General features: G+C 57.5%; 19 protein-coding genes. 12 read left to right on the top strand and 7 right to left on the bottom strand.

Annotated features, from left to right (window positions below):
* Window positions 1-46: 46 nt before the first annotated feature.
* A complete protein-coding gene (locus tag LZ012_RS14030) occupies window positions 47-382 on the top strand; it encodes a YggL 50S ribosome-binding family protein (RefSeq protein WP_275711440.1) in 336 nt (111 codons plus the stop codon).
* A gap of 53 nt (window positions 383-435) precedes the next feature.
* Here the strand turns inward: LZ012_RS14030 and LZ012_RS14025 are convergent, their stop codons facing one another.
* Complete coding sequence (locus LZ012_RS14025; RefSeq protein WP_275711438.1) at window positions 436-645, bottom strand: hypothetical protein; 210 nt, start codon at window positions 643-645, stop codon at window positions 436-438.
* A gap of 173 nt (window positions 646-818) precedes the next feature.
* Between LZ012_RS14025 and LZ012_RS14020 the strand changes: the two genes are divergently transcribed.
* Window positions 819-1,493, top strand: a complete 675-nt coding sequence (locus LZ012_RS14020; protein WP_275711437.1) for a Bax inhibitor-1 family protein — start codon at window positions 819-821, stop codon at window positions 1,491-1,493.
* Window positions 1,494-1,779: 286 nt separating this feature from the next.
* Here the strand turns inward: LZ012_RS14020 and LZ012_RS14015 are convergent, their stop codons facing one another.
* Together LZ012_RS14015 and LZ012_RS14010 are read right to left on the bottom strand one after the other, a co-directional pair.
* Window positions 1,780-2,154, bottom strand: coding sequence for a hypothetical protein (locus LZ012_RS14015; protein WP_275711436.1), 375 nt, complete (start codon window positions 2,152-2,154; stop codon window positions 1,780-1,782).
* Window positions 2,155-2,721: 567 nt separating this feature from the next.
* The gene (locus LZ012_RS14010) at window positions 2,722-4,482 is read right to left on the bottom strand and encodes a sensor domain-containing protein (protein WP_275711435.1); all 1,761 of its coding nucleotides are present in this window, start codon (window positions 4,480-4,482) and stop codon (window positions 2,722-2,724) included.
* Window positions 4,483-4,867: 385 nt separating this feature from the next.
* Between LZ012_RS14010 and LZ012_RS14005 the strand changes: the two genes are divergently transcribed.
* From LZ012_RS14005 to LZ012_RS13995, 3 genes are all read left to right on the top strand, one after another.
* Window positions 4,868-6,118, top strand: coding sequence for an HD-GYP domain-containing protein (locus LZ012_RS14005; RefSeq protein ID WP_275711434.1), 1,251 nt, complete (start codon window positions 4,868-4,870; stop codon window positions 6,116-6,118).
* A 654-nt stretch (window positions 6,119-6,772) separates the two neighbouring features.
* Entirely contained in the window at window positions 6,773-7,192 is a 420-nt protein-coding gene (locus LZ012_RS14000) for a hypothetical protein (protein ID WP_275711433.1), read from the top strand.
* Complete coding sequence (locus LZ012_RS13995) at window positions 7,182-7,463, top strand: hypothetical protein (RefSeq protein ID WP_275711432.1); 282 nt, start codon at window positions 7,182-7,184, stop codon at window positions 7,461-7,463. Before LZ012_RS14000 ends, LZ012_RS13995 begins: the two co-directional genes overlap by 11 nt.
* 228 nt (window positions 7,464-7,691) lie before the next feature.
* On the opposite strand, the gene LZ012_RS13990 is transcribed toward LZ012_RS13995, so the two are convergent.
* A complete protein-coding gene (locus LZ012_RS13990) occupies window positions 7,692-8,075 on the bottom strand; it encodes a tyrosine-type recombinase/integrase (protein ID WP_275711431.1) in 384 nt (127 codons plus the stop codon).
* Window positions 8,076-8,555: 480 nt separating this feature from the next.
* Here LZ012_RS13990 and LZ012_RS13985 point away from each other — a divergent pair, with 480 nt between their 5' ends.
* Both LZ012_RS13985 and LZ012_RS13980 read left to right on the top strand, forming a co-directional pair.
* Window positions 8,556-9,308 (top strand): SDR family NAD(P)-dependent oxidoreductase, encoded by a 753-nt coding sequence (locus LZ012_RS13985; RefSeq protein WP_275711430.1) that lies wholly within the window; start codon window positions 8,556-8,558, stop codon window positions 9,306-9,308.
* A 475-nt stretch (window positions 9,309-9,783) separates the two neighbouring features.
* Entirely contained in the window at window positions 9,784-10,335 is a 552-nt protein-coding gene (locus tag LZ012_RS13980; protein ID WP_275711429.1) for a dihydrofolate reductase family protein, read from the top strand.
* Window positions 10,336-10,668: 333 nt separating this feature from the next.
* Here LZ012_RS13980 and recJ read toward each other — a convergent pair whose 3' ends face one another.
* Both recJ and LZ012_RS13970 read right to left on the bottom strand, forming a co-directional pair.
* Window positions 10,669-12,369 (bottom strand): single-stranded-DNA-specific exonuclease RecJ, encoded by a 1,701-nt coding sequence (gene recJ, locus LZ012_RS13975; protein WP_275711428.1) that lies wholly within the window; start codon window positions 12,367-12,369, stop codon window positions 10,669-10,671.
* On the bottom strand, window positions 12,366-13,436 hold the full coding sequence (locus tag LZ012_RS13970; protein WP_275711427.1) for a hypothetical protein: 1,071 nt from the start codon (window positions 13,434-13,436) through the stop codon (window positions 12,366-12,368). The genes recJ and LZ012_RS13970 overlap by 4 nt, the downstream gene beginning before the upstream one ends.
* Window positions 13,437-13,481: 45 nt before the next feature.
* Between LZ012_RS13970 and LZ012_RS13965 the strand changes: the two genes are divergently transcribed.
* The 3 genes from LZ012_RS13965 (at window position 13,482) to LZ012_RS13955 (ending at window position 17,493) form a co-directional block, all read left to right on the top strand.
* Window positions 13,482-14,729, top strand: coding sequence for a lipoprotein-releasing ABC transporter permease subunit (locus LZ012_RS13965; protein ID WP_420839526.1), 1,248 nt, complete (start codon window positions 13,482-13,484; stop codon window positions 14,727-14,729).
* Window positions 14,722-15,399 (top strand): ABC transporter ATP-binding protein, encoded by a 678-nt coding sequence (locus LZ012_RS13960; protein ID WP_275711426.1) that lies wholly within the window; start codon window positions 14,722-14,724, stop codon window positions 15,397-15,399. The genes LZ012_RS13965 and LZ012_RS13960 overlap by 8 nt, the downstream gene beginning before the upstream one ends.
* Window positions 15,400-15,510: 111 nt before the next feature.
* Window positions 15,511-17,493 (top strand): methyl-accepting chemotaxis protein, encoded by a 1,983-nt coding sequence (locus LZ012_RS13955; protein WP_275711425.1) that lies wholly within the window; start codon window positions 15,511-15,513, stop codon window positions 17,491-17,493.
* On the opposite strand, the gene LZ012_RS13950 is transcribed toward LZ012_RS13955, so the two are convergent.
* Window positions 17,483-18,019, bottom strand: coding sequence for a DUF2062 domain-containing protein (locus tag LZ012_RS13950; protein ID WP_275711424.1), 537 nt, complete (start codon window positions 18,017-18,019; stop codon window positions 17,483-17,485). The genes LZ012_RS13955 and LZ012_RS13950 overlap by 11 nt on opposite strands.
* A gap of 128 nt (window positions 18,020-18,147) precedes the next feature.
* Between LZ012_RS13950 and LZ012_RS13945 the strand changes: the two genes are divergently transcribed.
* Together LZ012_RS13945 and LZ012_RS13940 are read left to right on the top strand one after the other, a co-directional pair.
* Window positions 18,148-18,939 (top strand): ComEC/Rec2 family competence protein, encoded by a 792-nt coding sequence (locus LZ012_RS13945; RefSeq protein ID WP_275711423.1) that lies wholly within the window; start codon window positions 18,148-18,150, stop codon window positions 18,937-18,939.
* Window positions 18,940-19,037: 98 nt separating this feature from the next.
* Window positions 19,038-20,843: a recombinase family protein gene (locus LZ012_RS13940; protein ID WP_275711422.1), complete on the top strand. Its 1,806-nt coding sequence runs from the start codon at window positions 19,038-19,040 to the stop codon at window positions 20,841-20,843.
* The last annotated feature ends 49 nt before the right edge of the window (window positions 20,844-20,892 follow it).

Genomic DNA, 20,892 nt, shown 5'->3' with positions numbered 1-20,892 from the left:
ATGGTGTGATACCTTCCGGCCTCCTTAATTTCTACGAGCAACGCCAATGGCCAAGTACCCTCGCTCCCGCCGTCTTCGCAAAAAACTTCACCTCGAAGAGTTCCAAGAACTGGGCTTCGATGTCGAAACTGAGCTCAAGGCACCTCTGGTAGGGAACGCCGAGGAAGAGCTGTTGATTGCTTTCATTGAAGGCGCAATCGAGCCTCGTGGCCTTATTTATGGTGGTAGCGTTGATTGTGGTTACGTCTGCAAGGCAGGTGGCGGCTCAGCGACGGAAGAAGACCGCAATGAAGTGAAGCAATGGCTTGAAGGTCGTTCCGAGTTTAGCTCTGTGACTACTCGTGAGCTCACCGATGCCTGGTATGCCAGTCTGACCGCTTAACAAGCGATTTGGCAGCGGGCGAACGAACTTCAGCCCGCTGCAATCCCTTGTCGTTAAGCGGGGGAGACCTCTGCCTGAATAGGCAACAATGAGCGCGCCGACACGATGAGGCGTCTCCGGATACCAGCCCCAATCCTGCGCTCGACTTCCCACATGGGGAGACCTTTAACCACGGCGACTTGCTCAATGGCCGTGACGACGTCGCCGATTTTGGTACAGACGTATTCAGCACCACGTTGAATCGAAGATTGCACTTTCTTCATCTGCTTTAGCCTCCAAGGGTTCAAACGATGATGTATCGTAGCTCAGGTTTTGGCACGCCGAGTTCATTCAATATTCCGAAAAAACGGAATAGTTGCACAGGCCTGACTTGGTTTATTGGGATGCCGCCTCCACCTACAGTAACGCCACAACCTAAAGGAGGTTATGAACCACTATGAGCACTGAAGCACGTGTTATTGACCTCAGCAAAACCGATTATCGCTCCTACGCCGTACCCGATACGAACCGAGTCATCCGCAATACCTACCAACTTCTCGCGCTTTCGACGGGCGTAGCTGGCGTTGGTGCAGGTATCAGTATGTGGGCTGGGTTTGGTCCTTTGGCCGGTATCCTCTTCACTTTGCTTGGCTTGGTGCCTTTGTTCTACCTTCATAAGAAGCGGAACACGGCAGCGGCAGTACCTGCGATGATGGCTTTTACTGGTCTGAGCGGTCTTGGTCTCGGTCCGACGTTGAGCCACTACATCAACATGCCTGGTGGTAGCAGCACCGTTTTGACCGCCGCTGTCCTCACGACAGTTGTGACGCTAGCTTTGACCGCTTACGTCCACAAGACAGGCAAGGACTTCACCCGTATGGAGGGCTTCCTGTTTGCTGGTTTGATTGTGGTCCTGCTGGCAAGCATTGCAGCGATATTCATCCCGGCAATGCACGCAGGGGTCTCTGCAGTCGCTGCGCTGTTGTTCTCAGGCTTCATCCTGTACGACACGAGCCGTTTGGTGCGTGGTGAGGAAGACAACTACGTCATGGCTGCTGTCAGCATGTATTTGAACCTGTTGAACCTGTTCCTGTCGCTCTTGCAACTGTTGGGTATCTCTATCGACGATTGATAGCGAATAGAGCTTAATTGCGGACGCTGGATTAGAAGGATACGAACGTCCGCTTTGGCCGACGAGCAGCCTATTGCCGCCGGCATGAGGCCGGAAATCGGCCTTAGCGGACGGAGGCCACTCGCTGTACGTCGGGCTGGAATGTGCTCCTTACCTGCCGCAGGGAGAGAATCCGCCCTGAATGTCAGCTTCCCGAACTGGCGAACTCACACTCCCGACCCAAAGACGACGGTCAGTACTTTGGAAAGCAGACTTTGAGGAACCTTCAAGTTCGGGCGACGGGGCATTAGGCCGGGGTGTTGGCATAGATGAGTACTGCTACTGCAAGAGCTAGAAAACCAAGCAACAAGGGACGTAGGCCGGAAGGGGCTCGTCGTTCAAGTGCTGCAATGTGCTCGCCGAGGATGTTGGTTTGCTTGGAAGCAAGCAGCCGATAACTTGCAAATGCCGAAAGCCAAAAAAGGCCACCTGCGGCGATGTGAAACAACACCCAAAAGTAAAAAGCACCAGCATTTTCTGCACTACGGAAGGCGTAGGATTGTTGGTCCTTTGAAAAGTGAATGGATATTTCCCCTAGCCGAATGGCATTGACGCCTATCCACATGAGAAATAGACCGAGCACACTAGAAGCAACCATAAGAAGCAAAAACCGAAGTTTCATCTGGGTTGTTGCCTAACAGCTAATAGGCGGCCACATGGGGCCGCCTATGCATATTCGAGAGGACGCATATAAAACGTCGAAATAGCATGTGTTCACAAGGCTTTCCGCGCATTTTGTGCTCTAACCAATTTACAAAAATGGAGACTGGCAACCAAGTATCTATCCATATCGCATTTTGCTCAAGATAGATGTCCGCTTCAGGGGGATGCGCACGAAGGACAGCTATTGGCCGATTTCAGCCTGGTGCAGTTACATCTCAAGCGCGAGGCCGCGCCAATGGCCGCTTCTCAAAACTCAACTGACGGCCTGCGACCCAAAGCTGCCCCTCAAGACTTTTGCATTAAACGTCTGCAGTCCGCGAAAAAGCGGCCATCCACTTATCTTCAAAACTGGCTGACCGTTCCAACTAGTCAGAGCGCTATGATTGTGCATCGACAATTTGTGCCGGGTGGTTAGAGAGTGCCTACTAGCCGAATAGATTAGCGTCCAATCCAGCTCTCAAGGGTGAACGGCGGATGAGTAGCGGATGCTGTTTGATTCAACAGCACGCGTTCGTTCGGTCTTTGATTACGACGTTAAAGACGTGGTCTGGCCGCACCCCTCGTCGAGATAAATCTGGTTGCGTCCTGCGGCTTTTGCTTGGTACATCGCGTTATCAGCACGCCGAAGTATCGTTTCACCGCACTCGCCGCACGGAGGAAACAGTGTCATCCCCAGACTCGCCGAACAGTGATGCTCGACCGTTGTCTGGATTTGCTCGTCGGTATCGAAAGTCAAGGAGTAGGTCTTAGCCAAATCGTCACGAATCCTTTCTGCCACCCGTTTAGCTTGCTGCCATGCTGCGTCCTGCGTCGGAGCGACATTGACCAACAAGACCACAAATTCATCACCGCCCAGACGGGCCACCGTATCCTGGTCGCGAACATGTTCAGCTAAACGCCGTGCAACCTCCTTTAGCAGCAAGTCACCCGCAATGTGACCGTAGCGGTCATTGACTGGCTTGAAATTGTCGAGATCCAGGTAGATAACCGCACCAAATAGCCCACTTCGCTGACTTAACGCCAGTGCCTTTGACAAGTGGTCGAAGAATAAACGCCGGTTCGGCAAGTCGGTCAGTGCGTCGTAATATGCCAGCTGATGAATGGCTACTTCATATTGCATCCGTTCAGTCAGGTCGCGTACGGTGGCCAGGATGACAGTCTCTCCGTCCAGGTCCACCATGCTGGCACTGACCTCAACTGTTAACGTAGCACCGTCTTGTGGGCGTTTAATAAGCCAGTCAAATCGATGCTTCCCTTCCGTGTTGATAGTGTCGATATAGCGTGCCGCCAAATCAACTGAAGGCGTTCCGCACGCCTGGACCGGGGGAGAGAAATCTACAGGCGTTCGGCCAAGGCAATCAGCCTTGCCGGTCAGTCCCAGAAGTTCAAGCGCGGCTTGATTGCAGTCGATGAAATGCTTTTTCTGGTCGAGCAAAAGCACTCCGTCCCGGCTACCCTCAAACAAAGTTCGAAACCGCGTTTCGGAACTGGCCACCGCTTGTTGCGCCAATTTGAGTTCCGTAATATCCATCGACATACCGATGAGGCAGTCGGGTTGATTTCCCCTACGCAACAATTGTTTGACTGACCAAAAATAGCGCAAGCCCCCACGACTTCCTGCTAAGCACTCCTCCCCCGCCTTGCGCACGCCCGTCTCAAATACCATGTCATCGAAGGCGTTGACACGTTGAGCCTCCAACTCCGGCAAAAGTTCGGCATCGGTATGACCAATTATCTGTTCCGGGCTCCGCTGCAACAGTTCAGCGACTTTGGGGCTGACGAAGATATAACGACGGTCTTGTCCCTTGATGTAGAAGTGACCATCGACATTGCTAAGTAAAAGGTCCAGGAATTGCCGGGATTCACTCAGCAACACCTCCACCTGCGCCGTGCTGGTGACATCAAGCGATACCCCAGACAGGCCAATGATATTTCCGTACCGGCCATACACCGGCCTTTTAACTGTCAAATATTGATGTCTCTCACCGCCAACCTTGGTGCGGCGATATTCTTTTTGCTCGACAGTTTGGCCGGTTGCAATTACCCGTAAATCATCCTCTCTGAGTTGAGTCGCCGTTATGGGGTCGAACAAATCTTCAAGCAGATGACCAACGACCTCTTCTAACTTTGCCCCCACCATGTCACAAAATGCCCGATTGACAAAGGTATAGCGGCCATTCAAGTCCTTGGCGAAAACCGACGCCCCAAGGCTGTCAATGGCAGTTTGCAATAACTGCATTTCATTATGGGTCAGGCCGCCGGTACTCAATAAACCATTGATTTCCATAACCCACTCCCCCGAGTTCGCTGCAGGACATGTTGTTCCACTTTGTTGAGGCTATCAATACAACCAATTGCTTATATAGTGTGTCATTCTGATAGCGATGAATGCATTAAGTTCCTGCTTGTCGCGACATCGACACTAGCTACTTGATTCGCATCACCTACAAGATGATTTCAGTATTTCGTGTATTCGGGGCGGTATATTCGGGGTGGGGTTGTTGAAGCTGTACATCGCCTGGTTGCTCCCCGGTAGTAAGAGGTGTTTTTCGTGCGTGGCGAGCGGTTATCGAGTTAAGCCACGCCTTTGGCACACAAGTTAGTAGTAAACAGACGATTGCTCATGGGGCTGCACTAACGGTAGGCGAAACGGCAAAAAGAAAGAATTAGCAATGAACCTGTTCAACAAGCGGGCTGCTCAAAGAATTGCTTTTGTCAGCCTCATGCTGGCGGCCATCGTCGCACCCGTTGCATGGTTGATTAGTACAGAAAGCGCAGAGGGTGAAGTGGTTTCATTAGCCATGGAGGAATCCAAGCGGATCCTTCGTTACTCGGAAGCGCTTGAATTGACAGGACCAGCGGCAAAAGAAAAAGCTGCAAAAGCCGTAACGACGCTTTCGGGCGGGATTTTTGATATCGCGGAACTTTATGACCATAGCGGTGAAAAACTCTCTGAGTCGCACACGGATCTCGGGATAGAGGTCGAAAGTCAGTTACCGGAGCACATTAAACCGGCATACATGAGCTCCTCCTACGAGAGTCTCCAGATCCGACATCAATGGGTACTCCGGGTATTTATCCCGCTGCGGACCGTGGAGGATGGTGATATCACAGGCTACTTCGAGGGGGTGCGCATTGTTCCCGATTGGCAGAGAAGGGAAATTCATACTGCAGCAGTCAAAATGGCGCTAATTGCCTGCTTGGCCTCGGTGCTCTGTGGCGCTGCCATCTACCCTATTGTCGTCCAACTATCTGCAGACAATACGCAAAAGACAATCGAGGTTCTTGATTCGCACATTTCGATGATGGCGGCGCTAGGGCGAGCCATTGCAAAACGTGATTCCGACACCGGCGCGCATAATTATCGCGTCGCCTGGATTGCTGCCCGCATTGGGGAGGAAATGGGGCTTACCGGAAGCAACATGCAAGCCCTTATCGCTGGTAGCTTTCTGCACGACGTCGGAAAGATTGCGATACCTGATGCCATTCTCCTCAAGCCAGGACCTCTCGATGATTGGGAAATGTCCGTGATGAGAACCCATGTTGGCCAGGGTGTAGAAATCGTCAAAGGGATGGGATGGCTAGACGGTGCGCATGAAGTGGTGGCCGGGCACCATGAAAAGTGGGATGGCAGCGGCTATCCAAAGCAGCAGGCGGGAGATTCAATTCCACTCGCAGCAAGAATATTTGCGTTGGCTGACGTATTCGATGCCCTTTCATCGAAGCGTCCATATAAGACTGCCATACCTTTTGACGCTGTAATCGATATCCTGCGCAAAGATACTGGAACCCATTTTGATCCACGTGTGATGTTTGCATTCGAGCGTGTTGCCGACGAAATACGGGAGAAGCTTCACCATGCCTCCGAGGCGGATGCTCGTGCGCTGCTGGAAGCACAGATTCGCAAACACTTCACGATTTAGACAGCTCGCCTCGGAGTTAAATACGTCCACTCCGCTCAGAAATCGGCCGTAGGGCAATCGCGACGATGAATATCTATCGTGGTCGCGTGCCGAAGCAGTAGGTTGCCCAAAGCCGTCATTGGTATCTTCAAAGCTCAAATGGCCGGTATGTCGCTAGAACCGGCCGTTCGTATTTAAAAAGGTGACCGGCAGCAATTGGCCGCATTCTGTCCTCTACGGTTACATCTCAAGCGCGAGGCCGCGCCAATGGCTGCTTCTCGATATTCGACTGGCAGGCCGCGACCTACAACGGCCTGATGATGTTTGTAATCAAGATGGCAGCTTTCTGGTCATCAAGCTGCCGGTGATGAATCTACCCTCTGACTCTTGCTCGGAGGCGTGCACAACCAAATTGGCCAATGCAGTTCCCAGCGAGTTGTTCGACCTTGCTGAGCTTCCTGGCGACATGCGAGTGACCGTAGGTGGTGGAAAAAGCCTGCCCGATCAGCCCTGGGCAAATTCAAGGTCACTTAATGTTTGTCCGGCATCCTGATTACCATCTGCCGCGATACAGCACCGCAGCTACGGTCCAACCCTCAGCCCCACGAAGCGGTCGCCCCTGTCAGACGAATACCGTCTGCCCGAATCGTGAGCGTTCACTCAGGAGGCTTGATCATGGTCGGAGCAGTTGGCGGTGTAGGGGGAGGTCTAGGTATTGGCGGCGCGGGAATGGTCGGCAGCGTCGCGGATGCGGCAAGTGCAGCACCGGCAGTCGGCAGCGTGCCCGCGTCGCCGCCAAGCGCACAGGCAACTGCGCCAACAGCGAGTTCGCAAGTCAGTATTTCGCCCGCAGCACGGCAGGCACTGGCTGCGGAAATCCAGCAGATGGGCGCGCCGATGTCGGCGACCACGCCGAATCCCTTCGCAACTGTGGCGAATGGAAACCTGCCCAGTGTAAGCGTCAGCCTTGCGGTCAACGCCCTGAACAATTACATCCAGGCCAACGGTGTCAACGACACGAAGTTTTTTAACGACATGGTCGCCGCAGTGCTTCTCGCCATTTTGCTCCAGCGCGACCAGAGCAATGGTGGCTGACGTTCCGCCGCCAGCTGCTCCTGACATCCGGAGCAGCCTGGCGAGCCTCCTCACCGACGAACGGCTAGCGGGCCTAGCCAGGCAGTTGAATATTGACCTTAGCGACCCGAACGTGCACAACAAGGTGCTGGTGCATCTCAAAAATAGTCTCGCGACAATGGCGCCGCCGCCCTCCGGGGAAGCCAACGTTTCAGCCCAAGCGAGCAACACGATAACGCCTTACCTGGCGCGCCTGGCATTGCAGCGTTATCGGGAGATGTCCTTGCTCTAACGAGCATGGAAGATGCCGCCACCCCTGAAGATGAAATAACTTATTGCTGCCGTTCAATCAGCTACTACCAATGACCATAGTGGCCGAACAATAAACTGATGAATAAAGCGATTGGTGGCGGGTCAGTGATCAGTTGCTTGCCGTTCGAGCCTGTCGACTTTTCACAGTCGTTATGTCCGCAGTTGGCCGGCAGTACGCATCCGTTGCGTGCGACCGTTGATCATGGAGCTATATCTCCGTCTGCTCAGAAATTTCGAGCGCATCATCGACTTCGATTCCTAGATATCGCACGGTGCTTTCCAGCTTGGTATGGCCGAGCAGCAACTGGACTGCTCTCAGGTTCTTCGTGCGCTTGTAAATCAGCGTGGCCTTCGTTCGGTGCACTGAGTGCGTCCCGTAGGTGCTGGTGTCCAGGCCAGCGGCTGCCACCCACTGATGCACACTCCTGGCGTATTGCCGAGTCGAAACATGCGGGGCGCTAGCCACGCGACTGGGAACGAGATACTGCTCCGGTTTGAGAGTGGCCTTCGCGATCCACGCGGCCACGCCTGTCCGGGTCGGCTCGGTCAGTTCGGACTGCACCGGCCGCTGCGTTTTGCGCTGGATGACCATGGCTCGCGGCAATACTTGGCCTCCATGGCCAAGTCCCGGACCTGATGGGCGTTCTACAGATGGATTCGAATAGCCCAGATGTTAGGTTTCAGCGTAGGCTTCTGGCCGACCAATTTTTCCCTGTTCCAGGCTTCCCGGCGTTGTGAGGCTTCCATGGCAGACTCCTTTGTTGTTGAAGGGAGTCAGATTGTGCTGCCAAACCTCGACCGGCAGGTTTCGGGTCAGGTCACGAAGGGGGTGATTCGGCCAGGAAGGGACATTCAAACTTGGCGATTTGACGGCTAGTGAAGAGCTGCTTTCGAATCTGGAAGCTGCGACGCCTGGAAGATTGCTGCAGCAATTCGGCTAAGGACTTACAAGCCTCCGGCTGGTGATGTCAGGCCAGCACTAGGACTTTTTGATAGGCATCAACGAGAACTATTTTCATTGCCACCATTCTTATTTCTAATCTCGGAACCGGGATATCTTTAGGAGCAAGGTATGGTGAAGAAGCTTGATGGCAAGGTTGCGGTAGTCACTGGTGCCAGTAGCGGGATCGGAAAATCTATCGTTGAGAAATATGTCGGAGAAGGTGCCAAAGTCGTAGCGTTTGCCCGCAACCTCGCCGCACTGAAGGAACTGGAGGCAGTCTATCCCGGGCAGGTCAAAGCTGTGGCTGGCGACGTAACCCGGCAGGAAGACCTGCAACACTTGGTTGAGGAAACTCTCAAGGCCTTTGGCGGCGTCGATATCGTCGTTCCGAACGCCGGGATTGCTCGTGTTGTGTCTTTTGGGGAAAGCACTGCCGAAGCCTTCAATACCCAGTTTTCAGTCAACCTCTTCGGCGCGGCGGAAACTGCCCGCCTGTTCATGCCCCATATCCACAAAGGCGGATCAATTCAGTTCATTACGACCTTCCTTACTCAGGTAGGCTTCCCTGGGTTGGCGATTTACAGCGCAAGCAAAGCCGCCCTGAAGTCCTTGTCCCAAACTTTAGCTGCTGAACTTGCCCCCCAGGGCATCCGTGTGAACTCAATCGCGCCGGGGCCAATAGGGACTCCGCTGTGGGGAACGGTCGGACTGCCGCCTGAGATACTCGGTGCCGTTGCGGAAAAGATCACTTCGAGGCTCATGCCAGGGACCTTCGGCCAGCCAGAAGATATCGCCGATCTCTCGGTATTCCTGGCTTCGGATGCTGCCAAAAACATCTATGGCCAGGAAATCGTCGTGGATGGCGGTTATACCGTTGGGTGACCTGCGCAGTAGCTTCCCTGATTTAACCCGCCACCGGCGGGTTTTTTTTCTTAGAAGCAGGGCGGGTCGTGTCCGAATGTTTGAGTAAAGAGCAGTCACTCAGAACATCCCCAAAGAAAGAGGGTACAGGCCGAGAAGTTCTCTGCCACTTCAGCCATGTACGACTGCTCCGCGCAGAAACTTGCCGCAGAGCTACCAAAATAATGAATGTCGCTTTTGTGTCGTCGGCCGCCAGCCGAATTTTGAGAAGCCGCCATTTGCACGGTCTCGCTCTTTAGAAGAAACCGTATAAGTCTGAAGTAGGCCATAACCGGTTTCTCAGAATTACGCTTCACAGAAGGCAGTTGGTTTTCCTCCCCGTCTGCCTCATAAGACTCTCGCACATGTAGTAAATTTTGATGAAGGAACCGGGGCGTGGCGCAGCTCAACTCCGCTGTCAGGCGGTCGTAATCTTTTGGGAGACGTAACCAAAATCATGAAAACACAGTATTACACCGCGTCAAGTATTGATGGATTTATTGCCACCGAGGACGACTCGTTGGAGTGGCTTTTTCCGCTGGGAGACCTGAATGAATCCAGTTATCCAAATTTCATTGCTGAGGTCGGTGCGCTGGCAATGGGGGCGTCCACCTATGAATGGATGGTCCGAAATGCCGATAAAGTTGCAGCAGAGACCGGCTCGTGTTGGCCGTACAAGCAGCCTGTCTGGGTTTTTGCCACTCGCCAACTCCCGCTAATTGAAAGTTCAGACGTCAGGTTTGTAAAAGGCGATGTGCGCGCGGTTTACAAAGAGATGTGCGTTGCAGCCGGGGCAAAGAATATCTGGATTGTGGGAGGCGGAGACTTGGCTGGGCAGTTTTATGATGCAGGACTTCTTGATGAACTCATCATCCAAATTGGCTCCGTTACCTTGGGCCGAGGCAAGCAAGTCTTTCCCCGTCGGGTCATGAGTCCAACCTTGCGTCTTTTTTCAGTTCGCCAGATGGGAGTTGGCATGGTTGAATTGCGATATGAGGTAGGAAGATAGCGCCACCCAACAATTCGCCCATGTTTAAATGGTGAACGTCTGCTTCCACGGAAGCTAGTTCCGCCTTGGGACCGGCCCTGTCCTACGCTGACGGCGAAAGCGGAGGTTGCTCACCATTAGCGGCTGAACGGTAGGTAACCGGCGCATTGCCGCCCGATTATGACCGGAGAACCAAGGTCAGCAATGGCCGAAATCCGGGCTGTCAGGCAATCAATACGACTGCATGATTAAAGCTACCTAAGCTGTAATCGAAAATAAAGATCTCATCAGTCCGCAGCGGGCAGCGCACTTCGATTAAAACAATTACTTGGTCGGCCATTTTTCGGGCAGGTTTTATTCCAGATACTCGACCATCAACTGCGGGCTTTCGACGCCCATGTATTCGTTGATCGCCAGCCGGTAGGCAAGGCGGGTGCGGCCGCCGGGCTGGGTGCTGAAATTGAACTGGATGGCGTCGATTCGGCTGTTGCCTTTGCGCAGGCGCAGCTTGAGGTGTTTTTCCTTGAGGATGCGCTGCTGTTCGACATCGAATTCATCGACGAACAGCGGGGCCGGAAAGCCCTGGCCCCAGATCTCGTTTTCCAGCAGGCGGGCGGCTTCCAGTGATAGGTAGCCGCCTTCCAGGTTGCCGTCGGTTTCCAGCGTGCGGGTCAGGTCGGCCGGGTCGAGCAGTTCGCGGGCGACTTCGGCGAAGGTCTGACTGAAGCGTTCGAAATCGCCTTCGCGCAGGGTGGCGCCGGCGGCCATGGCATGGCCGCCGAAGCGCACCAGCAGGCCGGGCTGGCGCTTGGCGACGAGGTCCAGTGCATCGCGCAGATGCAGGCCGGGGATGGAACGGCCGGAACCCTTGATGATGCCGCCTTCACCGGGTGCGAAGGCGAACACCGGACGATGCAGCTTGTCCTTGATGCGCGAGGCGAGGATGCCGACCACGCCTTCATGCCAGCCTTCGTCGAACAGCGCGATGCCGGCGGCGGCATCGTCGAGGGCCATCGATTCGAGCAGGTGCAGGGCCTGTTCCTGCATGCCGGCCTCGATTTCGCGGCGTTCGCGGTTGAAATTGTCGAGTTGCTGGGCGATGTTCAGGGCGCGGGCCGGGTCGTCGGTGAGCAGGCATTCGACGCCGAGGCGCATGTCGGCCAGGCGGCCGGCGGCGTTCAGCCGGGGGCCGAGCAGGAAACCGAGATCGAAGGCGGTGGCGCGCTTCGGATCGCGGCCGGCGGCCTTGAACAGGGCGGCGATGCCGGCCTGCATCTGGCTGGCGCGCATGCGCTTCAGGCCTTGGCTGACCAAGATGCGGTTGTTGCGGTCGAGCTTGACCACGTCGGCGACGGTGCCCAGGGCGACGAGGTCGAGCAGGTTGGCGAAATTCGGTTCCGGGCGTTCGCCGCCGTTGGGTGAAAACCAGCCGCGTTCGCGCAGTTCGGCGCGCAGGGCGAGCATGACGTAGAACATGACGCCGACGCCAGCGATGCACTTGGACGGGAAGTCGCAGCCGGGCTGGTTGGGATTCACGATGCACTCGGCGTCGGGCAGCGTGTCGCCCGGCAGGTGGTGGTCGGTGATCAGCGTGGCGATGCCGTGCTGCTGGGCACGGGCGACGCCCTCCAGGCTGGCGATGCCGTTGTCGACGGTGATGATCAGGTCCGGCGACTGCTCGGCGGCGACATCGACGATTTCTGGCGACAGGCCGTAGCCGAGCTTGAAGCGGTCGGGGAGCAGGAAATCGACATCGGCGCCGAGCGCCTTCAGGGCGCGCATGCCGACCGCCGTGGCGGTGGCGCCGTCGCAGTCGTAGTCGCCGATGATCAGCAGCTTGGCCTCGGCCTCGATGGCATCGGCCAGCAGTTGCGCGGCGTCGCCGGCGTGGGTCAGGGCGGCTGGCGGGATCAGGGATTTCAGCTCGTAGTCGAGTTCGGCCTTGTCCTTGATGCCGCGCGAGGCGTAAAGGCGGGCGAGCAGCGGGTGCAGGCCCTGCTGCTCCAGTTGCCAGACGACGCGCGGCGCGGCGCTGCGGGTGGTGATCTGGGTCACGGCGTCTCTCCTTCGGCCAGTTCCTTGGCCAGGGCGGCCAGCGGGCGGCTCTGGCGCCAGAATTTCCAGCGGTCCTTGCCGTGCAGGGTCCAGGTCAGTTGCCCGTAGATGGTCGGGGCGACGATGGTCAGCATTTCGATGCGGCGGCCGGCGGCGCCTTGCAGCGGCGCGAACCAGTCGCGGTCCAGGGTCTGCCAGGCGTTCTTCCAGCCTTCGCCGTCCTCGTACAGTACGGGCGGCAGCAGGGCGTCGAGAACGACCAGCTGGCGGTCGCCCGTGGCATGGTCGAGCAGTTCGCCCAGGCTGGACGGCAGCGCTTCGGCCGGAATGCCCGAAGCCAGGGCCAGCCCGGTAGCCAGCGGGTTATTGGTCGACACCGCAGACCAGGCGGCTGGCTGCAGCGTGGGCAGGGCGCCGCTGCCCCACAGCCACAGGCTGTTAATGGCCGGCTTGCCTTGTGCCTGGCGTTTTTCGTTGATCGGATGGCCGTGCAGGAACATCTGCACTTCGTTGAGCCAGCGGGTCAGGCGGGTTTCCTTGCCGGACAGTTCGCCATCCATGCGTCGCCCGGCCATGGTGGACAGCGTTTCGGCCGGATGCTCGACGGCTTCGTTGAGACGCAGATACCAGCGGCGCGAGGTGGCGACGTGGAAGCGCCCGACATCGGCGAATATTTCGTTCAGAGCGCCGGCCAGGGCGTGGGCTTCGTCGTCATCGAGGTCGAAGGCACCGGCATCGGCCAGCACGATGCGTTCGTGGTGGAAGCGCAGGTGGACCGGATCGGCGCACAGCCAGTGGCCGTCGCGGGCCGCGTCGCTGACCGTCTGGCCGGCGGCTTCGCCAAGCAGGCGCAGGGCGCCGAAGGGTGCGGCTTCAACGCCGAAGTGGCGGGCGAGGACGTTTTCGAAAGCCTGCTTCGGCTGGCGCTCCAGCGTGGCGCGGGCGGCCAGCCATTCGAAACCCGGTGCCGACAGCTTGCCCAGGGTCAGTTGGTCATTCGGTTCGGGCCAGATCAGTTCGGGAACAAGCAGGGTGAGGCGCACGGGGAGCAGACGGGGGTTGGGCAATCAAAAAGTGTACCATAGCGACTTTTCACGCCCGGTGTTATCCGCATGGCATTGCCTTACGAATTGTTGATCGGCCTGCGCTACACGCGGGCCAAGCGCCGCAACCATTTCATTTCCTTCATTTCGCTGATTTCGATGCTTGGCATCGGCCTCGGCGTCGCCGCGCTGATCGTGGTTCTGTCGGTCATGAACGGCTTCCAGAAGGAGCTGCGTACGCGCATTCTCGGCGTCGCCTCGCATATCCAGATCACCGGCATCAACGGCGAACTGACCGGCTGGCCGGCCATCGCCGAGCAGGCGATGAAACATCCGGAAGTGCGGGCCAGCGCCCCCTTCGTGCAGTCGCAGGGCATGTTCAGCGTCGATGGCGGTGTCAAGGGCACGCTGGTGCGCGGCATCCTGCCCGACCAGGAGGACAAGGTCGCCGACTTCCGCAAGACCATCCAGAGCGGCAGCCTGGACGATCTGCGGCCGGGCGAGTTCGGCGTCGTGCTCGGCGCCGATCTGGCGCGTTCGCTGCGCGTCTTCACCGGCGACAAGGTCACGCTGATCGCGCCGCAGGGCACGGTGACGCCGGCCGGCGTGGTGCCGCGCCTGAAATCCTTCAAGGTGGTCGGCATCTTCGAAGTCGGCATGTACGAATACGACTCGGGACTGGCGCTGATCAACCTTCAGGATGCGCAGAAGCTGTACCAGATGGACGACCGGGTAACCGGCGTGCGCCTCAAGGTGGACGACCTGTTCCAGGCGCCGCGCATTGCCCGCGAGCTGGTCAAGTACATCGACGCCGATGCGTACCTGCAGGATTGGACCCGCAGCCACGCCAATTTCTTCCGCGCGGTGCAAATTGAGAAAAATATGATGTTTATCATTTTGTCACTTATTGTCGCGGTGGCAGCATTCAATCTGGTATCGACACTGGTCATGGCCGTGACCGACAAGCAGGCGGATATCGCCATCCTGCGCACCTTGGGCGCCCGGCCGCTGTCGATCATGGGAGTTTTCGTCATCCAGGGAGCGCTGGTCGGCTTCATCGGTCTTGGTCTGGGCGTCGTCGGCGGTGTGGCGCTGGCCTTGAACATCGATGTCGTTGTGCCGTTCATCGAACGCCTGCTCGGTGTGCATTTCCTGTCCAAGGAGGTCTATTACATTTCCGATCTGCCATCCGACCTGCAGTGGGGCGATGTCTGGGGCGTCACGCTGATTGCCTTCGTCCTCGCCCTGCTGGCGACGCTGTATCCCAGTTGGCGGGCCTCGCGCGTCAATCCGGCGGAGGCCCTGCGCTATGAGTGAAGCTATCCTGATCGCCCGCGGCCTGGGCAAGGTGTTTCGTGGCGGCGGTCTGGAAGTGCCGGTGCTGTCCGGTATCCACCTCACCGTGCAGCCGGGCGAGACCATCGCCATCGTCGGCGCCTCGGGCTCCGGCAAAAGCACCTTGCTGCACCTGCTGGGCGGACTGGACAAGCCGTCGGCCGGTGATGTGGCGCTGATGGGGCGCGATTTCTCGTCGCTCAACGAAGTACAGCGCGGCGACTGGCGCAACCGGCATCTCGGTTTCGTCTATCAGTTCCACCATCTGCTGCCCGAGTTCTCGGCGGTCGAGAATGTCGCCATGCCCTTGCTGATCCGGCGCGAGGCGCGGCCGGCGGCCTTGGCCCAGGCGGCGGAAATTTTATCGGCGGTCGGCCTCGGCCATCGGCTGGAACATCGGCCGGGCGAGCTTTCCGGGGGGGAGCGCCAGCGTGCAGCGATTGCCCGGGCCTTGGTCAGCAATCCGTCCTGCCTGCTGGCCGATGAACCAACTGGCAATCTGGATAGTCATACGGCATCAATCGTATTTGGCTTGTTGATCGATCGGGTACGTTTGCAAAAGGCCAGTCTGATCCTGGTGACGCACGATCAGCAACTGGCGGCAAGGGCGGACCGGGTATTGAAACTGAATGACGGCGTATTGGCTGGATAGCGTACGTCATGTGGCCGATTTCTGATAATCGGGCTATTTAATAAAATTGTCCGTTTGGGCAATGTGGGGGGAAGGCAAATGCAAGTTCTATTTTCACCGGCCGTAGCGCTGATGAACCGTCTCCGCTACAGCAGCAAATTCCTGTTGCTCGGGGCGGCCATCACCGTGGTCATGCTGGTGTTGCTCTATTCGGTCTTTTCCTCGCTGAGCCGGGATATCAAGACGGCCCAGAACGAACTGGACGGCTTGCAGATCATCAAGCCGCTCAATCGCACGACCCAGTTCATGCAGCAGCACCGCGGCCTGTCCTCGGGGGTGATCAACGGCAATGAGGCGATGAAGGACAAGCGCGCGGCCAAGGAAAAGGAAGTCGTCGATGCCGTCGCCGCGACCGATGCCGCGCTGCCGGCCAAGCTGCGCGAGGCCCCGCTGTGGAAGGCGATCCGCCAGGACTGGGAAGACATCCGTGGGCAGGGCCTGAACTGGACAGGGCCGGACAACATCAAGCGGCACTCGCAGATGATTGCCAAGATGCTGCAGCTCATGGTCGAAGTGGCTGACGAGTACGAACTGACGCTCGATCCGGCGATGGATACCTACTATTTCATGGATACGGTCATTACCAAGATGCCGGCCATGCTCGAACCGCTGGGCATCACCCGGGCTCGCGGAACCGGCGTCCTGGCCAAGAAGGAGCTGGCGCCGCAGATGCGCATCGACCTCGCCTCGCAACTGGCACAGATGTCGGCCACCCTGCATGCCCAGGGCGTCAATCTCGACAAGGTCATGCGCTTCGCGCCGGAACTGCAGGGCTCGCTCGCCGGGCCGGCCAAGGAATTTGCCGACGGTTCGCAGCAGCTGTTTGCCCTGGTGCGCGACGATATCCTCAGCGAAAAATTCGCCACCGCGTCGGAGGACTATTTCAAGCAGGCCACCCAGGTCATCGATCTCGGCTACAAGGTCATGTACGAAAACCTGATTCCGCAGTTCGAGCAGCAATTGCAGAAGCGGGCGGCCGAGGCCCAGCGCCTGCTCTATTTCCAGATGGGGCTGGCTGTTGTCGTAGCCCTGCTCGTCGGCTATCTGGCCATCGGCACGTATTACTCGGTGATCAACAGCGTCAACAACTTTTCCCTGGGCGCTCGCCGTCTGGCCGATGGTGACCTGACGGTGCATTTCGACAACGACGGTTACGATGAACTGCACGCCGCCGGCAAGGACTTCAACGACATGGCGGCTGCCTTCCGTAGCTTGCTGGGCGGCGTGCTGGGCGACGTCCAGCGCATCAACGTGGCTTCCGAACAGGTGGCGTCGTCGAGCCAGCAGATTTCCGCCAGCAGTTCGGCGCAGAGCGACTCAGCGTCGAGCATGGCAGCGGCCGTCGAGCAGACAACGGTCGGCATCGACCATATCGCCAAGAATGCCCAGGAGGCTCAGGACGCTTCCCGCCGCTCGGACGACATGGCGGCCGAAGGCGAGCGCATCGTGCTCGGCGTGGTCGAGGAGATCCAGGCGATCGCCCAGACCGTCAACCAGTCCGCCGCCGCCGTCGAGGCGCTGGGCCAACGCTCGGGGCAGATTTCCGCCATTGTCGATACCATCAAGGACATTGCCGACCAGACCAATCTGCTTGCCCTCAACGCGGCCATCGAGGCGGCGCGGGCCGGTGAGTCCGGGCGCGGCTTCGCGGTGGTCGCCGACGAGGTGCGCAAGCTGGCCGAGCGTACTGCCAAGTCCACCCAGGAGATTTCCGGCATGATCGGTGCCATCCAGTCCGGTACCTCGACCGCCGTCTCCAGCATGAAGGAAGGTGTCGAGCGCGTCGCGGCGGGGGTCCATCAGGCCCAGATGGCCGGCGATGCGATCAGCCAGGTGCAGTCTCAGTCGCGCCACGTGCTGGAGGCGGTGTCCGAGATTTCCGTGGCCTTGCGCGAGCAGGCTGCGGCGAGCACGGAAATTGCCCAGAGCGTCGAACGTATCGCCCAGATGGCCGAGGAAAACAATGTCGCGGTGGCTTCCAACGTGGATACTGCCGAAACCTTGCGCAACCTGGCCCACACGCTGACCAGCGCCACTTCCCGCTTCAGGACCTGAGCGCCTTGCGCCGCCGCCAGGCGGCGATCAGCCAGACTCGCCACGCCGCGCGCGTGGCGAAGTAACCGACAATCGCCAGACCGATCGCCAGCAGCACCAATCCGCTGCCGAGCGGTTTGGCGACGGCCAGCATCCACTGCTGCATGGCGGCGGTCCACTCCATGAAATTCGCCGCATCGAAATCGGGCGGTGCCAGGAAGCCGTTGCTTTCGCCGAGCGCCAGCCGGCCGATCTGGTAGGCGGCCAGATAGAGCGGCACGATGGTGAAGGGGTTGGTATACAGCGTGACGAGCAGGGCGAGCGGCAGATTGACTCGAAAGACCAGGGCGCAGACCGCAGCACCGAGCATCTGGAACGGCCCGGGAATCAGGCCGCAAAACAGTCCCACTGCCACCGCGCCGGCCGCCGAATGGCGGTTCAGGTGCCACAGCCGCGGATGCAGCAGCGACGAGGCGAACGGCCGCAGCCAGCGGTTGTCACGGATGCTCGCGTGATCCGGCAGGTATTTTTTCAGGGTCCGACGCATGCCTTCATTATCCTGGAAAGCCCAGCGGGAGATGCTCGGGGCTAGTGTTCAGAGTTGAGCCAGGGGCTTCGGGTTCATCTTCATTTCGCGCCTTTGTCGTCGCCCGTACTTTCCGGGATGATGTCGGCATGAGACTGAATATCCTCGCCTTTGCCGCCGGCATTCTGTGCTTGCAGATGCAGCCTGAGCTTCCCGCCTGGGTCGGCTGGCTGGCGGGCGGCCTGTTGCTGGTCCTGCCGCGCCTGATGCGGCGGAACGGGCCGACACGGATATTGGCGGGGATCGGCTGCCTCATCATCGGCTTTGCCTGGGCCGCCTGGCGGGCCGAAATCCGCCTCGCCGATCATCTTGGCGCGGAGTGGGAGGGGCGCGATGTCGAGGTGGTGGGCGTCGTCGCCGGCCTGCCGCAGGACTTTTCCGGTGGCACCCGCTTCGAATTCGATGTCGTCCGGGTTGCGGCCGGCGCCGTGGTACCCGCCCGCCTGATGCTTTCGTCGTACCAAGGACGGCGCGATGGCGAACGCAGCGAACCGCTGGCCGTCCGCCCTGGCGAGCGCTGGCAATTCACGGTCCGCCTGAAGCGGCCGCATGGCAACGCCAATCCCGGGGTTTTCGACTACGAAGCCTGGCTGCTTGAACGAAATATCCGAGCCACCGGCTACATCCGCGCTGATCCGCCGCAACGCCTGGCCGCCATGGTGTGGCGGCCTGACTACGCTATCGAGCGCATGCGTCTCGCCGTGCGCGAATCGTTCGCCCGGATTTTGCCCGAGGCGGTCTACCCGTTCGCCGGTGTCCTCGTTGCCCTGACGGTCGGCGACCAGAAAGCCATTCAGGGGGATTTATGGACAACCTTCAGCCGGACCGGAACGACCCATCTGATGAGCATCAAATGTCTATTAAAACGTATTTCGGCCTGAAGTTACGTTTTAATAGACATCAAAGCTCGATCTAGTAGCTATAAAAACGTAAGCATTCGTATAATGACGTCACGCTATAAAAACAAGGCTATGCCGTCATGCCTAAGGCTTACTCCTACATTCGATTTTCAAGTGTCAAACAGCAACGAGGCGATTCAGTAGCCCGTCAAACGAAGCTTTCCGTGGAGTATGCGGCAAAGCATGGTTTGGACCTCGATACCGAGTTGAACCTGAGCGATCTCGGTATGTCTGCGTTTGACCGATCCAATCTCAATAAGGGGGCTTTAGGCCAATTCCTGCGATTGGTTGAGGAGAAACGAATTCCTCAAGGGTCTTTTCTTCTTGTGGAGAGCTTGGATCGACTGTCACGGGACAAGGTGATGGATGCACTGCATATATTCATGGGCATCCTGAAAGCTGGAATTACCGTCGTCACACTGGCTGATGAGCAGGTTTATAGCTACGAAAAGGTGAATGAAAATTGGTCGAGCCTGATCATGTCCATCGTGATCATGAGCCGAGCCAACGAAGAATCCGCGATGAAAAGTCACCGCATCCGGTCTTCGTGGGATGCCAAGCGGAAAAATATTGCCAACAAACGCCTGACGAAACGCGGTCCGTATTGGTTGAGGCCGACTGCTGACGAAAAGGGTTTTGAATTCATCCCTGAGCGTGTAGAGGTTGTGCGGCGCATCTTCAAGATGTCTATGGATGGCGTCGGTGGAGCAACCATCGTCAAAATGTTCAATAAGGAAGGTGTGCCGGTTTTTTCGACGAAATCGAATGGCTGGCAAAACTCCTATGTTGAGAAAATACTGCATAGCGTCTCCGTTTATGGCGCGTTGCAGCTGAAGCAACAACGAGACGGGGAAGAGACAGAACTCGAAGAAATACCGGATTACTATCCGGCGATCATGTCGAAAGAAGAATGGTTGCTGGTGACGGCAGCCCGAAAAGCGCGGCGTACTCGCGGTGGTGTTAGCAAGGGCAAACAACTGAGCAATCTGTTTTCCGGATTGCTGCGCTGTGGATACTGCGGCGGGCCGATGAATATGGGTGGCTCCATGAGAAAACGACTCAGCGGCAACCACAGTGAAAGGAAATACGTGGCGTGTAGCAATGCTCGCCGGGGTATCAAGTGCAACTACATCCAATGGACTTACGACGATTTCGAGCAGTTGGTGTTGAAATTCTGCAAAGCCGTCGATCTCTCTCAGGTGCTTGGTGTAGATCGGCGTGGTGAAATTGAACTCAATGCCGAGATGCAGCGCCACGAGCGGATAAAGCAAGAAATCATTGATGTGAATAACCGCAACCAGACCTTGCTAGACGTATTGGAAAGCGGCTCACTGGCTGAGCCTTCCCAGTTGATTATTGATCGGATGACGGCAAATGAAGCCAAGCTCGGCAGATTGAATGACGAGTTGAGACAATCGGAAGAAACAATACTGCGCCTAACAAATTCGCGGGTAGATGCCTCGGTCCAGCAAAACCTGATCGTTGCATTGCTACAGCAACTTGAAAGCTTGGAGGGTGATGAGTTGCATCTGCTGCGCATCCGCTTGTCCGAAGCTGTCAAGCGAGTCATCAAGCGGATTGCAACCTATCCCGGTGGCCGGTGGTATTCCGAGGAAGAAATCGAGAACTATCGGCGAGACTTGATCGCTTCGGACGAGTTTGACGATGAAACGGTCAAGGCGTTGTGTGCCAAGCTCGACGCTCAGCCCAACAAGAAGAACAAGATGCTCATGCTCGAATTCCACAATGGCGAACATCGAACGGTTCTGTCGTCCGGGAAAGTCCTCGACCAGAAATCGCCGCCGCCTACTGAATGGGATATCCCCATGCTGTTCGAGAGCTTGGCCTTCAAGGTTTTCAAGCCCTCAGAGGCCTTGGCTGATTAAGTCATGCCAATTCGAGAATTCGGGTTTCGCTACCTTCCATCATGGACAG

This window comes from Dechloromonas hankyongensis, from assembly GCF_022012295.1.
Taxonomy (GTDB): Bacteria; Pseudomonadota; Gammaproteobacteria; order Burkholderiales; family Rhodocyclaceae; genus Azonexus; species Azonexus hankyongensis.
Note: the sequence above shows the minus strand (reverse complement) of the source record. Positions and strands in the feature narration are given on the sequence as shown.

What these genes read in the sequence shown, in the direction of transcription:
- LZ012_RS14030 (WP_275711440.1), top strand. Translation starts at nt 47, where the DNA reads ATGGCCAAGTACCCTCGCTCCCGCCGTCTTCGCAAAAAACTTCACCTC.
- LZ012_RS14025 (WP_275711438.1), bottom strand. Translation starts at nt 645, where the DNA reads ATGAAGAAAGTGCAATCTTCGATTCAACGTGGTGCTGAATACGTCTGT.
- LZ012_RS14020 (WP_275711437.1), top strand. Translation starts at nt 819, where the DNA reads ATGAGCACTGAAGCACGTGTTATTGACCTCAGCAAAACCGATTATCGC.
- LZ012_RS14015 (WP_275711436.1), bottom strand. Translation starts at nt 2,154, where the DNA reads ATGAAACTTCGGTTTTTGCTTCTTATGGTTGCTTCTAGTGTGCTCGGT.
- LZ012_RS14010 (WP_275711435.1), bottom strand. Translation starts at nt 4,482, where the DNA reads ATGGAAATCAATGGTTTATTGAGTACCGGCGGCCTGACCCATAATGAA.
- LZ012_RS14005 (WP_275711434.1), top strand. Translation starts at nt 4,868, where the DNA reads ATGAACCTGTTCAACAAGCGGGCTGCTCAAAGAATTGCTTTTGTCAGC.
- LZ012_RS14000 (WP_275711433.1), top strand. Translation starts at nt 6,773, where the DNA reads ATGGTCGGAGCAGTTGGCGGTGTAGGGGGAGGTCTAGGTATTGGCGGC.
- LZ012_RS13995 (WP_275711432.1), top strand. Translation starts at nt 7,182, where the DNA reads ATGGTGGCTGACGTTCCGCCGCCAGCTGCTCCTGACATCCGGAGCAGC.
- LZ012_RS13990 (WP_275711431.1), bottom strand. Translation starts at nt 8,075, where the DNA reads ATGGTCATCCAGCGCAAAACGCAGCGGCCGGTGCAGTCCGAACTGACC.
- LZ012_RS13985 (WP_275711430.1), top strand. Translation starts at nt 8,556, where the DNA reads ATGGTGAAGAAGCTTGATGGCAAGGTTGCGGTAGTCACTGGTGCCAGT.
- LZ012_RS13980 (WP_275711429.1), top strand. Translation starts at nt 9,784, where the DNA reads ATGAAAACACAGTATTACACCGCGTCAAGTATTGATGGATTTATTGCC.
- LZ012_RS13965 (WP_420839526.1), top strand. Translation starts at nt 13,482, where the DNA reads ATGGCATTGCCTTACGAATTGTTGATCGGCCTGCGCTACACGCGGGCC.
- LZ012_RS13960 (WP_275711426.1), top strand. Translation starts at nt 14,722, where the DNA reads ATGAGTGAAGCTATCCTGATCGCCCGCGGCCTGGGCAAGGTGTTTCGT.
- LZ012_RS13955 (WP_275711425.1), top strand. Translation starts at nt 15,511, where the DNA reads ATGAACCGTCTCCGCTACAGCAGCAAATTCCTGTTGCTCGGGGCGGCC.
- LZ012_RS13950 (WP_275711424.1), bottom strand. Translation starts at nt 18,019, where the DNA reads ATGCGTCGGACCCTGAAAAAATACCTGCCGGATCACGCGAGCATCCGT.
- LZ012_RS13945 (WP_275711423.1), top strand. Translation starts at nt 18,148, where the DNA reads ATGAGACTGAATATCCTCGCCTTTGCCGCCGGCATTCTGTGCTTGCAG.
- LZ012_RS13940 (WP_275711422.1), top strand. Translation starts at nt 19,038, where the DNA reads ATGCCTAAGGCTTACTCCTACATTCGATTTTCAAGTGTCAAACAGCAA.